The sequence below is a fragment of the Sphingomonas sp. RIT328 genome (assembly GCF_000632225.1).
GTDB classification, from domain to species: Bacteria; Pseudomonadota; Alphaproteobacteria; order Sphingomonadales; family Sphingomonadaceae; genus Sphingomonas; species Sphingomonas kyungheensis.
Window position 1 is genome coordinate 170730 of sequence record NZ_JFYV01000053.1, and the last position, 13962, is coordinate 184691.

At 68.7% G+C, this 13962-nt stretch carries 15 protein-coding genes; 10 read left to right on the forward strand and 5 right to left on the reverse strand.

All coding sequences use genetic code 11. The annotated features are described in order from the left end of the window. Positions 1-31 precede the first annotated feature (31 nt). The 5 genes from ispG to BW41_RS17675 all read left to right on the forward strand — a co-directional run bounded on the left by ispG (position 32) and on the right by BW41_RS17675 (position 3289). Positions 32-1168, forward strand: coding sequence for a flavodoxin-dependent (E)-4-hydroxy-3-methylbut-2-enyl-diphosphate synthase (gene ispG / locus BW41_RS17655; RefSeq protein ID WP_037536117.1), 1137 nt, complete (start codon positions 32-34; stop codon positions 1166-1168). A 108-nt stretch (positions 1169-1276) separates the two neighbouring features. Continuing rightward, positions 1277-1549 carry an AbrB/MazE/SpoVT family DNA-binding domain-containing protein gene (locus BW41_RS17660; protein WP_037536119.1) on the forward strand — a complete coding sequence of 91 codons (273 nt, stop codon included), beginning with the start codon at positions 1277-1279 and terminating at the stop codon, positions 1547-1549. Continuing rightward, positions 1546-1926: a type II toxin-antitoxin system VapC family toxin gene (locus BW41_RS17665; RefSeq protein WP_037536120.1), complete on the forward strand. Its 381-nt coding sequence runs from the start codon at positions 1546-1548 to the stop codon at positions 1924-1926. The genes BW41_RS17660 and BW41_RS17665 overlap by 4 nt, the downstream gene beginning before the upstream one ends. Beyond that, positions 1923-2816 (forward strand): DMT family transporter, encoded by an 894-nt coding sequence (locus BW41_RS17670; RefSeq protein WP_037536121.1) that lies wholly within the window; start codon positions 1923-1925, stop codon positions 2814-2816. The genes BW41_RS17665 and BW41_RS17670 overlap by 4 nt, the downstream gene beginning before the upstream one ends. Next, positions 2813-3289, forward strand: coding sequence for a GNAT family N-acetyltransferase (locus BW41_RS17675; RefSeq protein ID WP_037536122.1), 477 nt, complete (start codon positions 2813-2815; stop codon positions 3287-3289). Before BW41_RS17670 ends, BW41_RS17675 begins: the two co-directional genes overlap by 4 nt. 18 nt (positions 3290-3307) lie before the next feature. On the opposite strand, the gene ppa is transcribed toward BW41_RS17675, so the two are convergent. The 3 genes from ppa to BW41_RS17690 form a co-directional block, all read right to left on the reverse strand. Next, positions 3308-3886 (reverse strand): inorganic diphosphatase, encoded by a 579-nt coding sequence (ppa, locus tag BW41_RS17680; RefSeq protein ID WP_037536123.1) that lies wholly within the window; start codon positions 3884-3886, stop codon positions 3308-3310. Positions 3887-3918: 32 nt separating this feature from the next. Continuing rightward, complete coding sequence (locus tag BW41_RS17685; protein WP_037536124.1) at positions 3919-5832, reverse strand: M61 family metallopeptidase; 1914 nt, start codon at positions 5830-5832, stop codon at positions 3919-3921. A 141-nt stretch (positions 5833-5973) separates the two neighbouring features. Continuing rightward, positions 5974-6636, reverse strand: a complete 663-nt coding sequence (locus tag BW41_RS17690) for a DUF1345 domain-containing protein (RefSeq protein ID WP_037536126.1) — start codon at positions 6634-6636, stop codon at positions 5974-5976. 49 nt (positions 6637-6685) lie between these two features. On the opposite strand from BW41_RS17690, the gene hisS reads away from it, so the two are divergent. The 5 genes from hisS to BW41_RS17715 all read left to right on the forward strand — a co-directional run bounded on the left by hisS (position 6686) and on the right by BW41_RS17715 (position 11957). Beyond that, on the forward strand, positions 6686-7930 hold the full coding sequence (gene hisS / locus BW41_RS17695; protein WP_037536128.1) for a histidine--tRNA ligase: 1245 nt from the start codon (positions 6686-6688) through the stop codon (positions 7928-7930). A gap of 97 nt (positions 7931-8027) precedes the next feature. After that, positions 8028-9107, forward strand: a complete 1080-nt coding sequence (gene prfA, locus BW41_RS17700; protein ID WP_037536130.1) for a peptide chain release factor 1 — start codon at positions 8028-8030, stop codon at positions 9105-9107. Between the two features lie 212 nt (positions 9108-9319). Next, positions 9320-10150, forward strand: a complete 831-nt coding sequence (gene prmC, locus BW41_RS17705; protein WP_037536132.1) for a peptide chain release factor N(5)-glutamine methyltransferase — start codon at positions 9320-9322, stop codon at positions 10148-10150. 314 nt (positions 10151-10464) lie between these two features. Beyond that, on the forward strand, positions 10465-11370 hold the full coding sequence (locus BW41_RS17710) for a DUF4167 domain-containing protein (protein WP_037536133.1): 906 nt from the start codon (positions 10465-10467) through the stop codon (positions 11368-11370). Positions 11371-11528: 158 nt separating this feature from the next. Then, positions 11529-11957, forward strand: coding sequence for a CBS domain-containing protein (locus BW41_RS17715; protein ID WP_037536136.1), 429 nt, complete (start codon positions 11529-11531; stop codon positions 11955-11957). Here the strand turns inward: BW41_RS17715 and BW41_RS17720 are convergent, their stop codons facing one another. Next, positions 11958-13430 (reverse strand): lipopolysaccharide biosynthesis protein, encoded by a 1473-nt coding sequence (locus BW41_RS17720; protein ID WP_037536139.1) that lies wholly within the window; start codon positions 13428-13430, stop codon positions 11958-11960. A 184-nt stretch (positions 13431-13614) separates the two neighbouring features. Then, positions 13615-13962, reverse strand: a 348-nt coding sequence (locus tag BW41_RS21910) for a hypothetical protein (RefSeq protein WP_235199819.1), incomplete at its 5' end; no start/stop codon positions are given.

The following is a 13962-nucleotide window of genomic DNA, read 5'->3' on the forward strand; positions in this document are numbered from 1 at the left end:
AACCGCAACCCGAACGCTGTATATATCCCCCATGTCCTTACGTCCGTGGCGCGATATCATCCGCCGTCCGAGCCGCCAGATCATGGTCGGCACCGTTCCCGTCGGCGGCGACGCGCCGGTCACCGTGCAGACGATGACCAACACGCCCACCCCCGACATCCGCGCGACGATCGATCAGATCCGCCGCTGCGAGGAGGCGGGCGTCGACATCATCCGCGTCTCCTGCCCCGACGTCGAATCGACCGCGGCGCTCAAGCAGATCGTCCGCGGATCACGCGTGCCGATCGTCGCCGACATCCATTTCCACTACAAGCGCGCGCTGGAAGCGGCGGATGCCGGCGCGGCCTGCCTGCGGATCAATCCGGGCAACATCGGCTCGTCGGAGCGCGTCGCCGAGGTGGTGCGCGCCGCCAAGGCGAACGGCTGTTCGATCCGCATCGGCGTCAACGGCGGCAGCCTCGAGAAGGACCTGCTCGAAAAATATGGCGAGCCGTGCCCGGATGCTTTGGTCGAATCGGCGCTCGATCATATCAAGCTGCTCCAGGACCACGACTTCCACGAATATAAGGTCGCGGTGAAGGCGTCCGACCTGTTCCTCGCGGTCGCCGCCTATCAGCAGCTCGCCGAGGCGGTGGATTGCCCGCTGCACCTCGGCATCACCGAGGCGGGGGGCTTCGTCGGCGGCACGGTCAAGTCGTCGATCGGCATCGGCAGCCTGCTCTGGTACGGGATCGGCGACACGATCCGCGTCTCGCTCTCCGCCGAGCCCGAGGACGAGGTGCGCGTCGGTTTCGAGATCCTCAAGGCGCTCGGCATCCGCAACCGCGGCGTGCGCGTCGTCTCCTGCCCGTCGTGCGCGCGCCAGGGCTTCGACGTGATCCGCACCGTCCAGGCGCTGGAGGAACGGCTGCAGCATATCCGCACGCCGATGAGCCTGTCGGTGCTCGGCTGCGTCGTCAACGGCCCCGGCGAGGCGCGCGAGACCGACATCGGCATCACCGGCGGCGGCAACGGCAAGCATATGGTCTATCTGTCCGGCGTCACCGATCATCACGTCCAGGACGAGGGGATGATCGACCACATCGTCCGGCTGGTCGAGGCCAAGGCAGCCGAGATCGATGCGGCGGAAGCGGCGGCGCAGCCGGTACCGGCGGTGGCTGCGGCCTAAGGGGCGATGATCGGCTGTGACCAGCGTGGCGCCGCCGGCGATGTTTGTCACCATGTGGTGGAGCGAGTGCGCTTCTGAACCAGGCCGAAATCGGCGAAAGGGATGGGCATGACTCAGCAGGCACGCGTAAGCGATGGCGGCACGGTGGTTATCCCGGCCGACATCCGGCGTGAGCTTGGCATCCGGCAGGGTGACTGGCTGACGGTCGATCGTAACGACGACGGAGCGATCGTGCTGAAAACGCACGACCAGGTCCAGCGAGAGGTCGAGCAGGTGTTTCGGGCGATGCGGGACAAGGCATTGCCGGGCGGTAGCGTCGTCGATGAGCTCATCGCCGAGCGGCGGGCGGAGGCGCAACGCGAAGCGAAGGAGCGCGGGTGACCGTCATTCTCGACTCGTCGGCGGTGCTGGCGATGGTCTTCGGGGAGCCGGGCGGCGGGCATGTGCTCAGCAAAAGTCGCGGTGCATTGCTGAGCGCGGTGAATGCGGACGAGGTGTTCCACAAAGTGGCTCGCAAAGGCATCGATCGTCGCGACGTCGAAACGCAATTGACGAAGTTGGCCGTCGAGATCACCGCGTTCGATACCGCGCAGGCGCGCCTCTGCGCCGCCTTGCACCCCCGCGTCGCCGGTACCGATACGTCGTTTGCCGATCGGGCCTGCCTCTCACTCGGCATGGCAACCGGTTGGTCGATCCTGACCGCCGACGACAAATGGCTCACGCTCGGTCTCGACCTCGACATCCGCCTGATCCGATGAAGCCCGCCGCTGCCACCCATGCCGCCTTCGCCGTCGCCGCGACGGGGATCGCCGTCTATTCGGCGATGGACACGGTGATGAAGGGGCTGTCGATCGCGAGCGGGGCCTATGCCGCTGTGCTGTGGCGGTCTTTGGTCGGGGTGGCATTGCTCGCGCCGGTGTTCGTCGCGCGGCGGACGCGCTGGCCGGGGCGGCGCGCGCTGCGGCTGCACGTCCTGCGGGGGAGCACCGGGGGCGCATCGGTGCTGCTGTTCTTCTGGGGGCTCGCCCGCGTGCCGATGGCGCAGGGCGTCGCGCTGACCTTTCTGGCGCCGCTGATCGCGCTGTTCCTCGCCGGGCTGGCGCTGGGCGAGCGGATCCGGCGCACGGCGATCGCCGGGTCGCTCGTCGCCAGTCTCGGCGTGCTGATCATCGCGGCGGGACAGGTGCAGGCGCATGCCTCCGACGCGGTGGTGGCGGGCAGCATCGCGATCCTCGCCGCCTCGCTGATCTATGCGGTCAGCCTCGTGCTGCTCCGCCAGCAGGCGCAGGCGGCCGATCCGATCGAGGTGGCGTTGTTCACCAGCCTGGTGCTGAGCGGCTGGATGCTGCTCGCCGCGCCGTGGTTCGGCACCCTGCCGCAGCCGGGGCAGCTGCCGGCGGTGCTGCTCGCCGCCGCACTCGGCTCGGTGTCCGCGGTGGCGCTCGCCTGGGCCTATGCGCGGGCCGAGGCGCAGAGCCTGGCGACGACCGAATATACCGCCTTCATCTGGTCGGCGCTGTTCGGCTGGCTCGTCTTCGGCGAGCGCGTGTCGCCCTATACCGTCGGCGGTGCGCTGTTCATCATCGCCGGCTGTCTCTACGCGGTGCGCCGCCCGGCGCCCGCCCCGCAAACGGAAGCTGCCTTATGATCCGCGCCGCCACCCGCGACGATGTCGCCACCCTCCTGCGCTTCGTCCGCGAACTGGCCGCGTTCGAGCGCGAACCCGATGCCGTGGTGGCGACCGAGGAGTTGCTGGCGGAGGCGCTGTTCGGCGAGCGCCCGGCGGCGGAGGCGGTGATCGCCGAGGCGGACGGCGTGGCGCAGGGCTTTGCGCTGTTCTTCCACAATTTCTCGACCTGGACCGGTCGGTGTGGCGTTTATCTGGAGGATCTCTACGTCACGCCGGAGGCGCGCGGGCGCGGGGTCGGCGGCGCGCTGCTCCGCCATGTCGCGGGGCTGGCGGTGGCGCGCGGCTGTACGCGCTTCGAATGGTCGGTGCTCGACTGGAACAGCGACGCGATCGCTTTCTATCGCCGCATGGGCGCGATCGGCATGGACGAATGGACGGTGCAGCGGGTCAGCGGCGCGGCGCTGACCCGTCTTGCCGCAGGCGCCGGCTGAACCGGCGCCTGCCCGGGCTTATTCGCGGCCCGGCACTTCGTGATTGTGCGGCTCTTCGCCCTGCGCCTTGGCGGCGTCATAGCGTTCGATCGCCTCGAGCGTGATGCGGCGGGCCTCGTCGCGATCGCCCCAGGTGCCGACACGCACCCACTTCTTCTTCTCGAGGTCCTTATAGTGCGTGAAGAAGTGTTCGATCTGCTCGAACACGATCTCCGGCACGTCGGCGCGGCCGCCGACGTTCGAATAATATGGGAAGACCTGATCGACGGGGACGCAGACCAGCTTCTCGTCGCCGCCGGCCTCGTCCTCGAGGTTGAGCACCGCGATCGGCCGGGCGCGGACGACGCAGCCGGGGATGAAGGGCGAGCGTGCGATCACCAGCGCGTCGAGCGGATCGCCGTCCGGCGACAGCGTATGCGGCACGAAACCGTAATTGGCCGGGTAGCGCATCGGCGTGTGCAGAATACGGTCGACGAACAGCGCGCCGCTCGCCTTGTCGAATTCATACTTCACCGGCTCACCGCCGGTCGGCACCTCGATGATGACGTTGAGGTCGTCGGGCGGGTTCTTGCCGACCGGAATCAGATCGATACGCATGGAGTTCCCTTGTCAGTCGTGTCGGCCGCGGTTCACCGCGGCATCAGAAGCTTGTCGAGACCGGTTTCGCCGGTGCCGGTCTTCTGCAGGTGCGGATACCGCGGGCCACCATGATAGTCGATGGCAACTTCACGATAACGTGGCCCATTCTTGAGCAATAAACGGATCGGATCCTTGGACGTTTGCGCAGTGACGATCGCCGCCTTCATCGCGTCGCCGCTATACGCATTGCCATTGACCGCGGCGATTACCGTACCGACGTCGAGCCCCGCCTTGAATGCGGGCGAATCCCAGATCACCTGCGCGACCTCGCCGTCCTTGGCGATCGACAGGCCGACCGAATAGGTGACGTTGATCGTCCCGCTTTTTTCCGCATTGGTGAAGTATTTGGTCGGCTCGGGACCATAGACGAGCGTATAGCCGTTCATCGCGAAACCGTCGACCGGTGCCCGCTGGCCGGTCTCGGTCAGCCGCTTGGTGAGGAAGCCGGCCCAGTCATAGGGCTGGATCGCGTTGAGCGTCGCGGCGACATCCTCGAAGCGATAGGTCAGCTCGCCCCAGTCGCCGTCGCGCACGCCGAAGAAGGCGCGGGCGAAATCGTCGATCGACTTGGTGCCGCCCGACTGCTGGCGGAGCATCGCGTCGACCTCCATCCAGACCAGCAGGCCTTCGTTGTAATAATCCTCCGACCGTTGCCAGCTCGTCCAGCCCTTCGGCTTGCGCGCGGAGATCACCGGATCGTTGGTGGTGTCGACGAGGTCGCGCCAGCGCCGCGCCGGGGCGAGGTCGTAATTGCCGGCGATGCCCGCATAGGCATCGAGCGTATCCTGCTTGCTGACCAGGCCCGAGCGTGCCTGCAGCACATAGCCCCAGAATTGCGTCTGCCCCTCATAGACCCACAGCAAGGATCCGCGCATCGGCGTGCGGTAATCGGGCGTCCACAGGTCGGCGCCGCGGCGGAACTTGCCGTCCCAGCTGTGGGTGAATTCATGCGGCAGCAGGTTGCGCGCGGCGACGTTGCTGTCCCATTCGGTGAAATAGGTCGGCCGCGAGCCGTTTTCCGAGCTGCGATGATGTTCGAGGCCGATGCCGCCCAATTGGTCGGACAGCGACAGCAGGAAGTCATAATGGTCGTAATGCTGGGCGCCGAAGGTCTTCACCGCCTGATCGACCAGCCGCTTGTGCGCGTCGATCTGCTCGGGCTTGGCGGCGAGCAGGTCGGGCGAGTCGGCGAAGACGTTGAGGTTGACGCGCGGGCTGAGCGGCCAGGTCTTGCCGTAGCGGCCGGCGAGCATCGGCGAATCGACCAGGATCTCGTAATTGGTCTTGTCGTAGGTGTAAGTCGATCCCGCCGCCTTGGACGGCAGCGCGCTCGCCGCGGTCCAGCCGGTCGGATAGGTCACCGTCATCTGCACCGGGATCTGCCGGGTGAAATAGCCCGCCGGATAGAGGCTGACCGAATTGGGCTGCATGCTGATGAGGTTGGGGGTCACCGCGATGCGGCCCTGATCGGGCTTGGTCGCCGACAGGAACTGGAATTCGACGTCCAGCGTCTTCACCGCGGCAGGCACGTCGATGTGGAAGGCGAAGACGTCGACCGGATCGCGCGTCCACGGCAGGATGCGGCCGTTGCCGCGGATCACCAGTCCGGCGAGCTTCTCGATCTCGCCGCGCGGCGAATGCGCGCCCGGCAGCCACTTGGGGAAGAGCAGGGCCATCGCGCCGGCCTGCGCGACGGGGATCGTCTCCTTGACCCGGAAGATGCCGCGATCGGTATCCGTGGCATCGACCGCGACCTTGAGCGTGCCGGGATAGGGGACGTCGCGCGGGGCGGGGATCGTATCGACGAACGGCGCCGGCTGCGGCGCGCTGTTGCCGGCGGGCACCTGGGCAAAGGCGGGCGCGGCGGCGGAGAGCAGGAAGACGACGGCGGACGTGCGGATCATGGAGCGCTTTCAGCTGAAGGAATGGCGAAAGTGTAAGCGCCCAAAAGGTCACCCGTCCAGTCCTTTGCCGATGACGGTGCGGCGAGGACCGGCGGGTGGCGAAGCGCCGGCGGGATCCCCCGTCACGCCCCGGTCGGCGGCCTAATTGCCGCCGCCGCCCAGCACGTTGATCGTGAACGCCAGCACGCCGAGATTGAAGACGAAGGCGGCGAGGCAATGGCCGAGCACGACGCGGCGGATGCGGCGCGAGGTGATCGACACGTCGGAGGTCTGGAAGGTCATGCCCAGCGTCGCGCTGAAATAGAGGAAGTCCCAGTAATTGGGTTCCTTGCACGACGGGAATTCGAGTCCGCCGGCGTCCGCCGCCGCATCCTCGCCATCGGCGAGGTAGAAGAGATGCGCGTAATGCAGCGCATAGACCATGTTGGAGAACAGCCAGGCGAGCACGAGCGTGGTGATGACGAGCGCGATCGCAAAGGCATCGTTGCGGCCCTTCAGCTCGCCTGCCACCGCGACCAGGATCACCACCATCGTCGCCGCGGTGATCGCCAGCAGCAGCGCGCGGTTGGCGTCATTGTCGCGCGCCGTCTGCCGCATCCGGGCCGCCTCGCCATGGCCGAACAGCGTCGAGACGGACAGCAGGAAGACGATCGCGGCGGTATCGAACGACGCCATCGCGCCGCGCCCCGCGCCCAGCCGCGGGATCAGCACCGCCAGGCCGATCGCGAAGACCACGGCGAACAGCGCGAATCGCGGCGGCGCGATGCGGCTGCCGATTCCCCCAAAACGTTGCGGATGGCTCATGCGCGGGTGCTAGCGCTTGGCAGCGGGCTCGCCTAGATAGCGCCCGCATATGGCCCGTATCGAAACGCCGCGCCGGGTGCGCGGGACCCAGGACATCTTTGGCGACGAACAACGCCGCTTCGCGCAGGTGCTCGACACCTTCGAACGCGTGCGGCGCCTGTATTGCTTCGGCCGCGTCGACCTGCCGGTGTTCGAGGCGACCGAGGTGTTCGCGCGCTCGATCGGCGAGACCACCGATGTCGTGTCGAAGGAGATGTACACCTTCCCCGATCGTGGCGGCGATTCGCTGACGCTGCGGCCCGAATTCACCGCGGGGATCGCGCGCGCCTTCCTGACCGAGGGCTGGCAGCAATATGCGCCGCTCAAGATCACGACGAGCGGCGCGGTGTTCCGCTACGAACGCCCGCAGAAGGGGCGCTATCGCCAGTTCCACCAGATCGATGCCGAGGTGCTCGGCGCGGCCGAGCCGGCGGCGGACGTCGAATTGCTGGTGATGGCGGACCAGCTGCTGCGCGAACTCGGGATCGCCGAGGGTGTGACGCTGCAGCTCAACACCTTGGGCGATGCCGAGACGCGCGAGGCGTGGCGGGCGGGCCTCGTCGCGCATTTCGAGGCGCATCGCGGCGCGCTGTCCGAGGACAGCCTCGTCCGGCTCGACAAGAACCCGATGCGCATCCTCGATTCCAAGGACCCGCGTGACCGGCCGATCGCCGATGCCGCGCCCGACATCGATGCCTTTCTGACGGCCGAGGCGCGTGCCTTCTTCGACGCGGTCACCGCCGGGCTCGATGCGGCCGGGGTGGCGTGGACGCGCAATCCGCGGCTGGTGCGCGGGCTCGATTATTACCGCCACACCGCCTTCGAGTTCGTCACCGACCGGCTCGGCGCGCAGGGGACGGTGCTGGCCGGCGGCCGCTATGACGGGCTGGTCGAGAGCCTCGGCGGCGCGCCGACCGCGGGCGTCGGCTGGGCGGCGGGCGTCGAGCGGCTGGCGATGCTGCTCGCGGAGCCGGCGGCAGCCTCGATCGACGCGGTGGTCGTGCCGATGGGCGCGGCGGCGGAAGCGCGGGCGACGGGCCTCGTCGCCGAGCTGCGCCGGGCCGGCGTCGCGGTCGACATGGCCTATAAGGGCAAGATGAAGCAGCGGCTCGCCAAGGCGGACGCGCTCGGCGCCCGCACCGCGATCATCCTCGGCGACGACGAGCTGGCGGCGGGCGTCGCGCAGCTCAAGACGCTGGCGAGCGGCGAGCAGCGACAGGTGGCCTTCGCCGATCTCGCCGAGGCGCTGCGATGACCGCGGGGCACTTCCTCCCCGGCACGGGGAGGTGGCAGCGCGGCGCGCTGACGGTGGGGGGCTTCCGCACTCGCTCCACCGCCCGGAGGATGGGTCGATGACCACCATCTCCCCCGAGCGGATCGCGCAGATCGAGGCGCGGCGCGACGAATTGCAGGCGCTGATGGCGACGGGCGATCTGCCCTCCGACCGCTTCGTCGCGGTGTCGAAGGAATATGCCGAGCTCGAACCCGTCGCGATCGCGGCGGGCGAGGTGCGGCGCCTGCGGCAGGAGGCCGACAGCCTCGCCTATATGGCGGAGGATACCGGCGACGAGGAATTGCGGCTGATGGCCGCCGAGGAGCTGCGCGACAATCGCACCGCGCTCGACGCTGCCGACCGCCGGCTCGCGCTCGCGCTGCTGCCCCGCGACGCCGCCGATGCGCGCGCGGCGATGCTCGAAATCCGCGCCGGCACCGGCGGTGACGAGGCGGCGCTGTTCGCCGGCGACCTGTTCCGCATGTACCAGCGTTATGCCGAGCGGCAGGGCTGGCGCGTCGAGCTGATCAGCGGCTCGTCATCGGATGCGGGCGGGTTCAAGGAGGTGGTCGCCTCGGTCACCGGTACCGGCGTGTTCGCCAAGCTGAAGTTCGAGGCGGGCGTCCACCGCGTCCAGCGCGTGCCCGCGACCGAGGCGGGCGGGCGCATCCACACCTCCGCCGCGACGGTCGCGGTGCTGCCCGAGGCGGAGGATGTCGACGTGCGGATCGACGAGGCGAAGGATCTGCGCATCGACGTCTATCGTTCGTCGGGGCCGGGCGGCCAGTCGGTCAACACCACCGACAGCGCGGTGCGCATCACCCACCTGCCGACCGGGCTCGTCGTCATCCAGCAGGACGAGAAGTCGCAGCACAAGAACAAGGCCAAGGCGCTCAAGGTGCTGCGGACCCGGCTCTATGAGGCGGAGCGCGAGCGGCTCGCCACCGAACGCTCGGGCACGCGGCGGGCGATGGTGGGATCGGGCGACCGGTCGGAGCGGATCCGCACCTATAATTTCCCGCAGGGGCGGGTGACCGACCACCGCATCAACCTGACGCTGCATCGCCTGCCCGAGATCCTCGAAGGCGAGATGGACGAACTGATCGGCGCGCTGATCGCGCAGGACGAGGCGGAACGGCTCGCGTCGCTCGACGGGTGAGGGGCGTTCGGCGCGCGCGGTGTGGTATTCCACGTTCGACACGACCCTCGATTCGTCATCCCGGCGAAGGCCGGGATACATGGTTACGGGCGGCCGATGGTGCGCGTCTCACGTCGTTACCGTGTCCATGGATCCCGGCCTGCGCCGGGATGACGAACTAAGGTGGCCAAGTCACAGACAAGGTCAGGGAAGGGGCCGCAGGTGACACCCGCATGACCGACCTCGCCCGCACGATGCACGCGACGCTCGCCGCCGCCGCGGCGCGCTTCGCCTCGCCGACCGCACGGCTCGATGCCGAGCTGCTGATGGCGCATGCCTTGGGGACCGAGCGGACGCAGCTGCTGCTCGATCCGGCGCGCGTCGTGCCGCCCGGCTTCGCGGCGCTGGTCGAACGGCGTGCGGCGCACGAGCCGGTCGCCTATATCACCGGGCGGCGCGGCTTCTGGACGATCGAGCTGGCGGTCGGCCCCGGCGTGCTGGTGCCGCGCCCCGACAGCGAGACGCTGCTCACTGCCGCTTTGGCGCGGGGCGCGACGCCGCGCACCATCCTCGATCTCGGGACCGGGCCGGGAACGCTGCTGCTCGCCGCGCTCGACGAATGGCCGCAGGCGCGCGGGCTGGGGATCGACCGTTCGCCGGTCGCGCTCGATTATGCGCGCGCCAATGCGGCGCGGCTCGGCCTCGCGTCGCGCGCCGGCTTCGTGCGCGGCGACTGGGCGGCGGCGGTCGATGCGGCGTTCGACCTCGTCCTCGCCAACCCGCCCTATATCGGCAGCGACGAGCCGCTCCCCGACGAGGTGCGCGCACACGAACCGGCGGCGGCGCTGTTCGCCGGCGCCGACGGGCTCGACGACTATCGGATCCTCGCCCGCCAGCTGCCGCGACTGATCGCGGCGAGAGGCTGCGCCGCGGTCGAGATCGGTCATCGCCAGGCGGCGGCGGTGGCCGCGCTGTTCGCCGCGGCGGGGCTGACGGCGACATTGCACCGCGATCTCGGCGGGCGCGACCGCTGCCTGCTGGTCGAGCAGGACGCCGCAGCTTGAAATCGGCACGCATCGTCCGCATATTTCGCTTGTCGGAGCGGCCTTGCGCCAGCTATTGGTCGGGCCGGGGCACGTTGCAGCAGCTTTCGCCATTCGCTTTGGCCGCACCGTCAGGCGCTGACCCCGCATCCTTCGTCATGACGCCACCGTCGCGGTGGCCGTGGCAGGCTCGAGCGTTGCTTTGGCGCGCGGCGACCCGGAAGGGCGCTTGGTTCGACCGGCATGTGCCGGGTCGGGCTGGTCGATGCGGACAGGCCGCGATCGACCGGATTGGTTGTCCAGGGACCATTTAACTCTGATCATGGGACAGTAGCTTGATCAACAATCGGCAGCAGAACGGCCGCCGTCGCGGTCGTGGCGGTAACAATGGTGGCAATAACGGCCCCCGCCAGGGCGGCCAGGGCCGGCCCGACAACGGCAACCGTATCGACAGCCGCGCGCGCGGCAACGCGAACCAGTTGTTCGAGAAATATAAGAATCTCGCCGGCGAGGCGCAGCGGCAGGGCGATCGGGTCAACACCGAATATTACCTCCAGTTCGCCGATCATTATTTCCGCGTGATCGCCGATCAGCGCGGCCGGTTCGAGGACAATCAGCCCAAGCGGCAGCAGCCCTTCGACCTCAACGACGACGACGATTACGGCGACGAGGGCGAACCGATCCGCGCCGGCGATCAGGACGGCGAGCAGGGCCAGCGCGAACAGAACCAGCGCGATCAGGGACGGAACGACCAGGGCCAGCGCGAGGCCCGCGGCGAGCGCCAGCCGCGCCAGTGGGAAGACCGTGGCAATCGCGACGAGCGCGCCCAGCCGCAGCGCGAGGAACGCGCCGCGCGCGACGATCGTCCGCAGCGCGAGGATCGCACCCGCCGCCCACGCTTCGAGAGCGAGACGCCGGTCGAGGTCGCCGGCCAGCGCCGCGCCGATCCGCTCGCCGAGGGCGAGGATCTCCAGCAGCGCACCGAAGCGGTGCTGGAAGCCGATTCGCCGGTGCTCGCGCCGCGCCCGCGCCGCGGCCGCCCGCGCCGCGACGCGCAGCCCGAGGCGGAGGCGACCGCCGCTCCCGCCGAGGCGGCGCCCGTCGCGGAGAGCAACGGCGTCGATGCCGACCGGCTGCCGCCGTCGCTCAACATCGCTGCGGCCAACGACGGGGAGGAGGCGCCCAAGCCGCGTCGCCGCCGCGTTCGCGCTCCCGCCGTGGATGCACCCGCCGCGGAGTGATCCGCCGTTGATCGCGTCATGCCGAAGGGCCGGTTCCGCCAGGAGCCGGCCTTTTTCGTGACGGCGTGCCGGCGGCTTTGCCAAGTTGCTGCAAACATGATCTCCTGCCGTGTCACCGACTCCGCATCGGACGGAGTCGGGAAGCGAGGAGAGGATGGATGACGATCGCGGCGATCCTGCGTGACAAGGGCAGCGAGGTCGTGTCGCTGCCCAGCGATGCGACACTGGGGCAGGCGGTCCGCCTGCTCGCCGAACGGCGGATCGGCGCGGTGCCGGTGATCGACGACGGCACGGTGGTCGGCATCGTCTCCGAACGCGACGTCGTCTATTCGCTCGCCAGGCAGGGCGTCGCCGCGCTCGACGCGCCGCTCGCACAGGTGATGACCAAGCCGGTGCAGCAGGTCGCGCCATCCGAGCCGGTGATCGGCGCGCTGTCGCTGATGACGCGGCGGCGCATCCGCCATCTGCCGGTGATCGACGGCGCGCGGCTGGCCGGCTTCGTCTCGATCGGCGACCTCGTCAAACATCGCATCGACCGGATCGAGGCGGAGGCCGCGGCGATGCGCGACTATATCCAGCGCGGCTGATCAGCCGGGCAGCGGCTGTTTGCGCAGCAGCGCGATCAGCTCGCGGATCAGCGGGCGGGCGAGCAGCAGCAGCCCGCCGCCGTAGAGCGCGACCCCGGTGGCGACCAGCGCGGCGAGCCGCAGCGGCGGCGCGAGCGGCGGCAGCAGCGAGTCGACCAGCAGCACGCCCGCCGCCATCACCAGCGCGGCGAGCGCCGGCGCAGCGACCGCGCCGAACAGGTCGCGCCCACGGATGCCGATCACCGGCAGCGAACGGCGGCTGCTCGCGATCAGATAGAGCGGATAGGCGACGAGCCAGCTCGCGGCGAGGCCGATCGGCCCCCAGCGCACGCCGACCAGGAAAGCGAGACCGAGCAGCACCGCGCCGGTCGCGCCGTTGCGCGCGCCGATCCCGGGTCGCCCGCGCGCATCGCACGCCGGCGAGAACAGCACCTGCACCGTCATGAACGGCATCGCCAGCGCGATCAGCCGCACCACCGGCACCACCTCCGCCCATTTCGAATCGAGCATCGTCAGCACCAGCGGCTCGGCGGTCGCGGCGAGCCCGAGGTAGAAGGGCAGCGCCAGCGCCATGATCAGCCGCACCGCGCGGATGAAGCCGCGCGCGACGGCCTCGTCGTCATGCTGGATGCGCGCATAGGCGCTGAACGCCACCTCGTTGAGCGGCGGCACGAATTTCGACACGAAGATCTGCGCGAGGAAGAGCGCGGTGGTATAGATGCCGAGCCGGTGTGCGTCGAAATGCCGGCCGCCGATGAACACGTCGGCCTGGCTCTGCAGGAACCAGAAAAACTGCCCCGCCGCCATCATCCCGCCGTAGCGCGCGAGATGCCCGGCGCCGCGAAAGTCGAAGCTCGGCCAGATCAGCGACCGCGCGCCGATCGTCAGCATCGTCGCGCGCACCGCATAGAGCGCGATCGGCGCCCACACCAAGGTCCATACGCCGAGTCCCGCCCGCGCGCCGGCGAGCGCGGTGACCGCCCCGGCGAGCGAGGCGGCGAGATTCGCCGTCGCCAGCTCGCGAAACGCCATCCCGCGGCTGAGCAAGGCGTAGGACAGCGCGGAAAAGGGCGTGCACAGATAGATCAGCGTCTGCACGCGCAGCAGCGCCGCCACTTCCGGCTGGCGGTAATAGGCGGCCGCGAGCGGCGCGAGCGCGATCTGCGCGACGGCGAGCGACAGGTTGAGCGTGATGAGCATGCCGAACAGCTGCCGCACCTGCCGCGGCGTGACGTCGTCGCGCTGGATCAGCCCGCTCGCCAGGCCATAGCCGTTGAGCATGTTGAGGAAGACCAGCACCACCCCGGTCATCGCGTAGAGGCCGTAGTCGCGCGGATCGAGGATGCGGATGACGAGAAAGGTCGCCGCCCATTGCACCAGCTGCGCGCCGATCTGGCTGCCCGAGCGCCAGATCACCGCACGCCGTACGGACTGGGCGAAGGATTCGGTGGAATCGGGGCGGCTGACGGACATTGCTCCCCTTAGTGGCGCGCTTCTTCACATCGCGTAAACCCGCGGAAATCCGTCGCCGCGCGATTTGTGACGGAAAAAATGCAAAAAGCGTTTGACGGCTCCGATCACCCCGCCTAGAGGGGCGTCACCGCAGCGACGGGCCACACGGTTCGCTGCTTCGGTCACCGAAAATCTGGTGCTGGTGTCACCCTCCCACAAAGAGGGTTGACGAAGCGCCGGTGTTTTTGTCGGCTCTTTGACATTGTAATTTGATGAAGGGACATGCGGGCGGCGGCTTGTCGGTGTCTGGCGTTATTGAGGCGTCGGGTATCGTTTCAAAGCTTAGCCTGTTCTGTATGTCCTTCACGTATCCATTCGTAATGGGATGTTTGGTGTGGCGCGAGCTGCATCGGGCGTCCTGAAGATAATGTGCAGAGCAGGTCACCTCGATGATGTGCTGTTTGCCGCTGGTTATTCCGCTGGCGGTGGATGGTGTCATAAACTTGAGAGTTTGATCATGGCTCAGAACGAACGCTGGCGGCATGCCTAACAC

Excerpts from the sequence above, each read along its gene's own strand:
- prfA (WP_037536130.1), top strand. The coding sequence starts at position 8,028 with ATGACCACCATCTCCCCCGAGCGGATCGCGCAGATCGAGGCGCGGCGC.
- BW41_RS17715 (WP_037536136.1), top strand. The coding sequence starts at position 11,529 with ATGACGATCGCGGCGATCCTGCGTGACAAGGGCAGCGAGGTCGTGTCG.
- BW41_RS17690 (WP_037536126.1), bottom strand. The coding sequence starts at position 6,636 with ATGAGCCATCCGCAACGTTTTGGGGGAATCGGCAGCCGCATCGCGCCG.
- ispG (WP_037536117.1), top strand. The coding sequence starts at position 32 with ATGTCCTTACGTCCGTGGCGCGATATCATCCGCCGTCCGAGCCGCCAG.
- BW41_RS17675 (WP_037536122.1), top strand. The coding sequence starts at position 2,813 with ATGATCCGCGCCGCCACCCGCGACGATGTCGCCACCCTCCTGCGCTTC.
- prmC (WP_037536132.1), top strand. The coding sequence starts at position 9,320 with ATGACCGACCTCGCCCGCACGATGCACGCGACGCTCGCCGCCGCCGCG.
- ppa (WP_037536123.1), bottom strand. The coding sequence starts at position 3,886 with ATGCGTATCGATCTGATTCCGGTCGGCAAGAACCCGCCCGACGACCTC.
- hisS (WP_037536128.1), top strand. The coding sequence starts at position 6,686 with ATGGCCCGTATCGAAACGCCGCGCCGGGTGCGCGGGACCCAGGACATC.
- BW41_RS17670 (WP_037536121.1), top strand. The coding sequence starts at position 1,923 with ATGAAGCCCGCCGCTGCCACCCATGCCGCCTTCGCCGTCGCCGCGACG.
- BW41_RS17685 (WP_037536124.1), bottom strand. The coding sequence starts at position 5,832 with ATGATCCGCACGTCCGCCGTCGTCTTCCTGCTCTCCGCCGCCGCGCCC.
- BW41_RS17660 (WP_037536119.1), top strand. The coding sequence starts at position 1,277 with ATGACTCAGCAGGCACGCGTAAGCGATGGCGGCACGGTGGTTATCCCG.
- BW41_RS17720 (WP_037536139.1), bottom strand. The coding sequence starts at position 13,430 with ATGTCCGTCAGCCGCCCCGATTCCACCGAATCCTTCGCCCAGTCCGTA.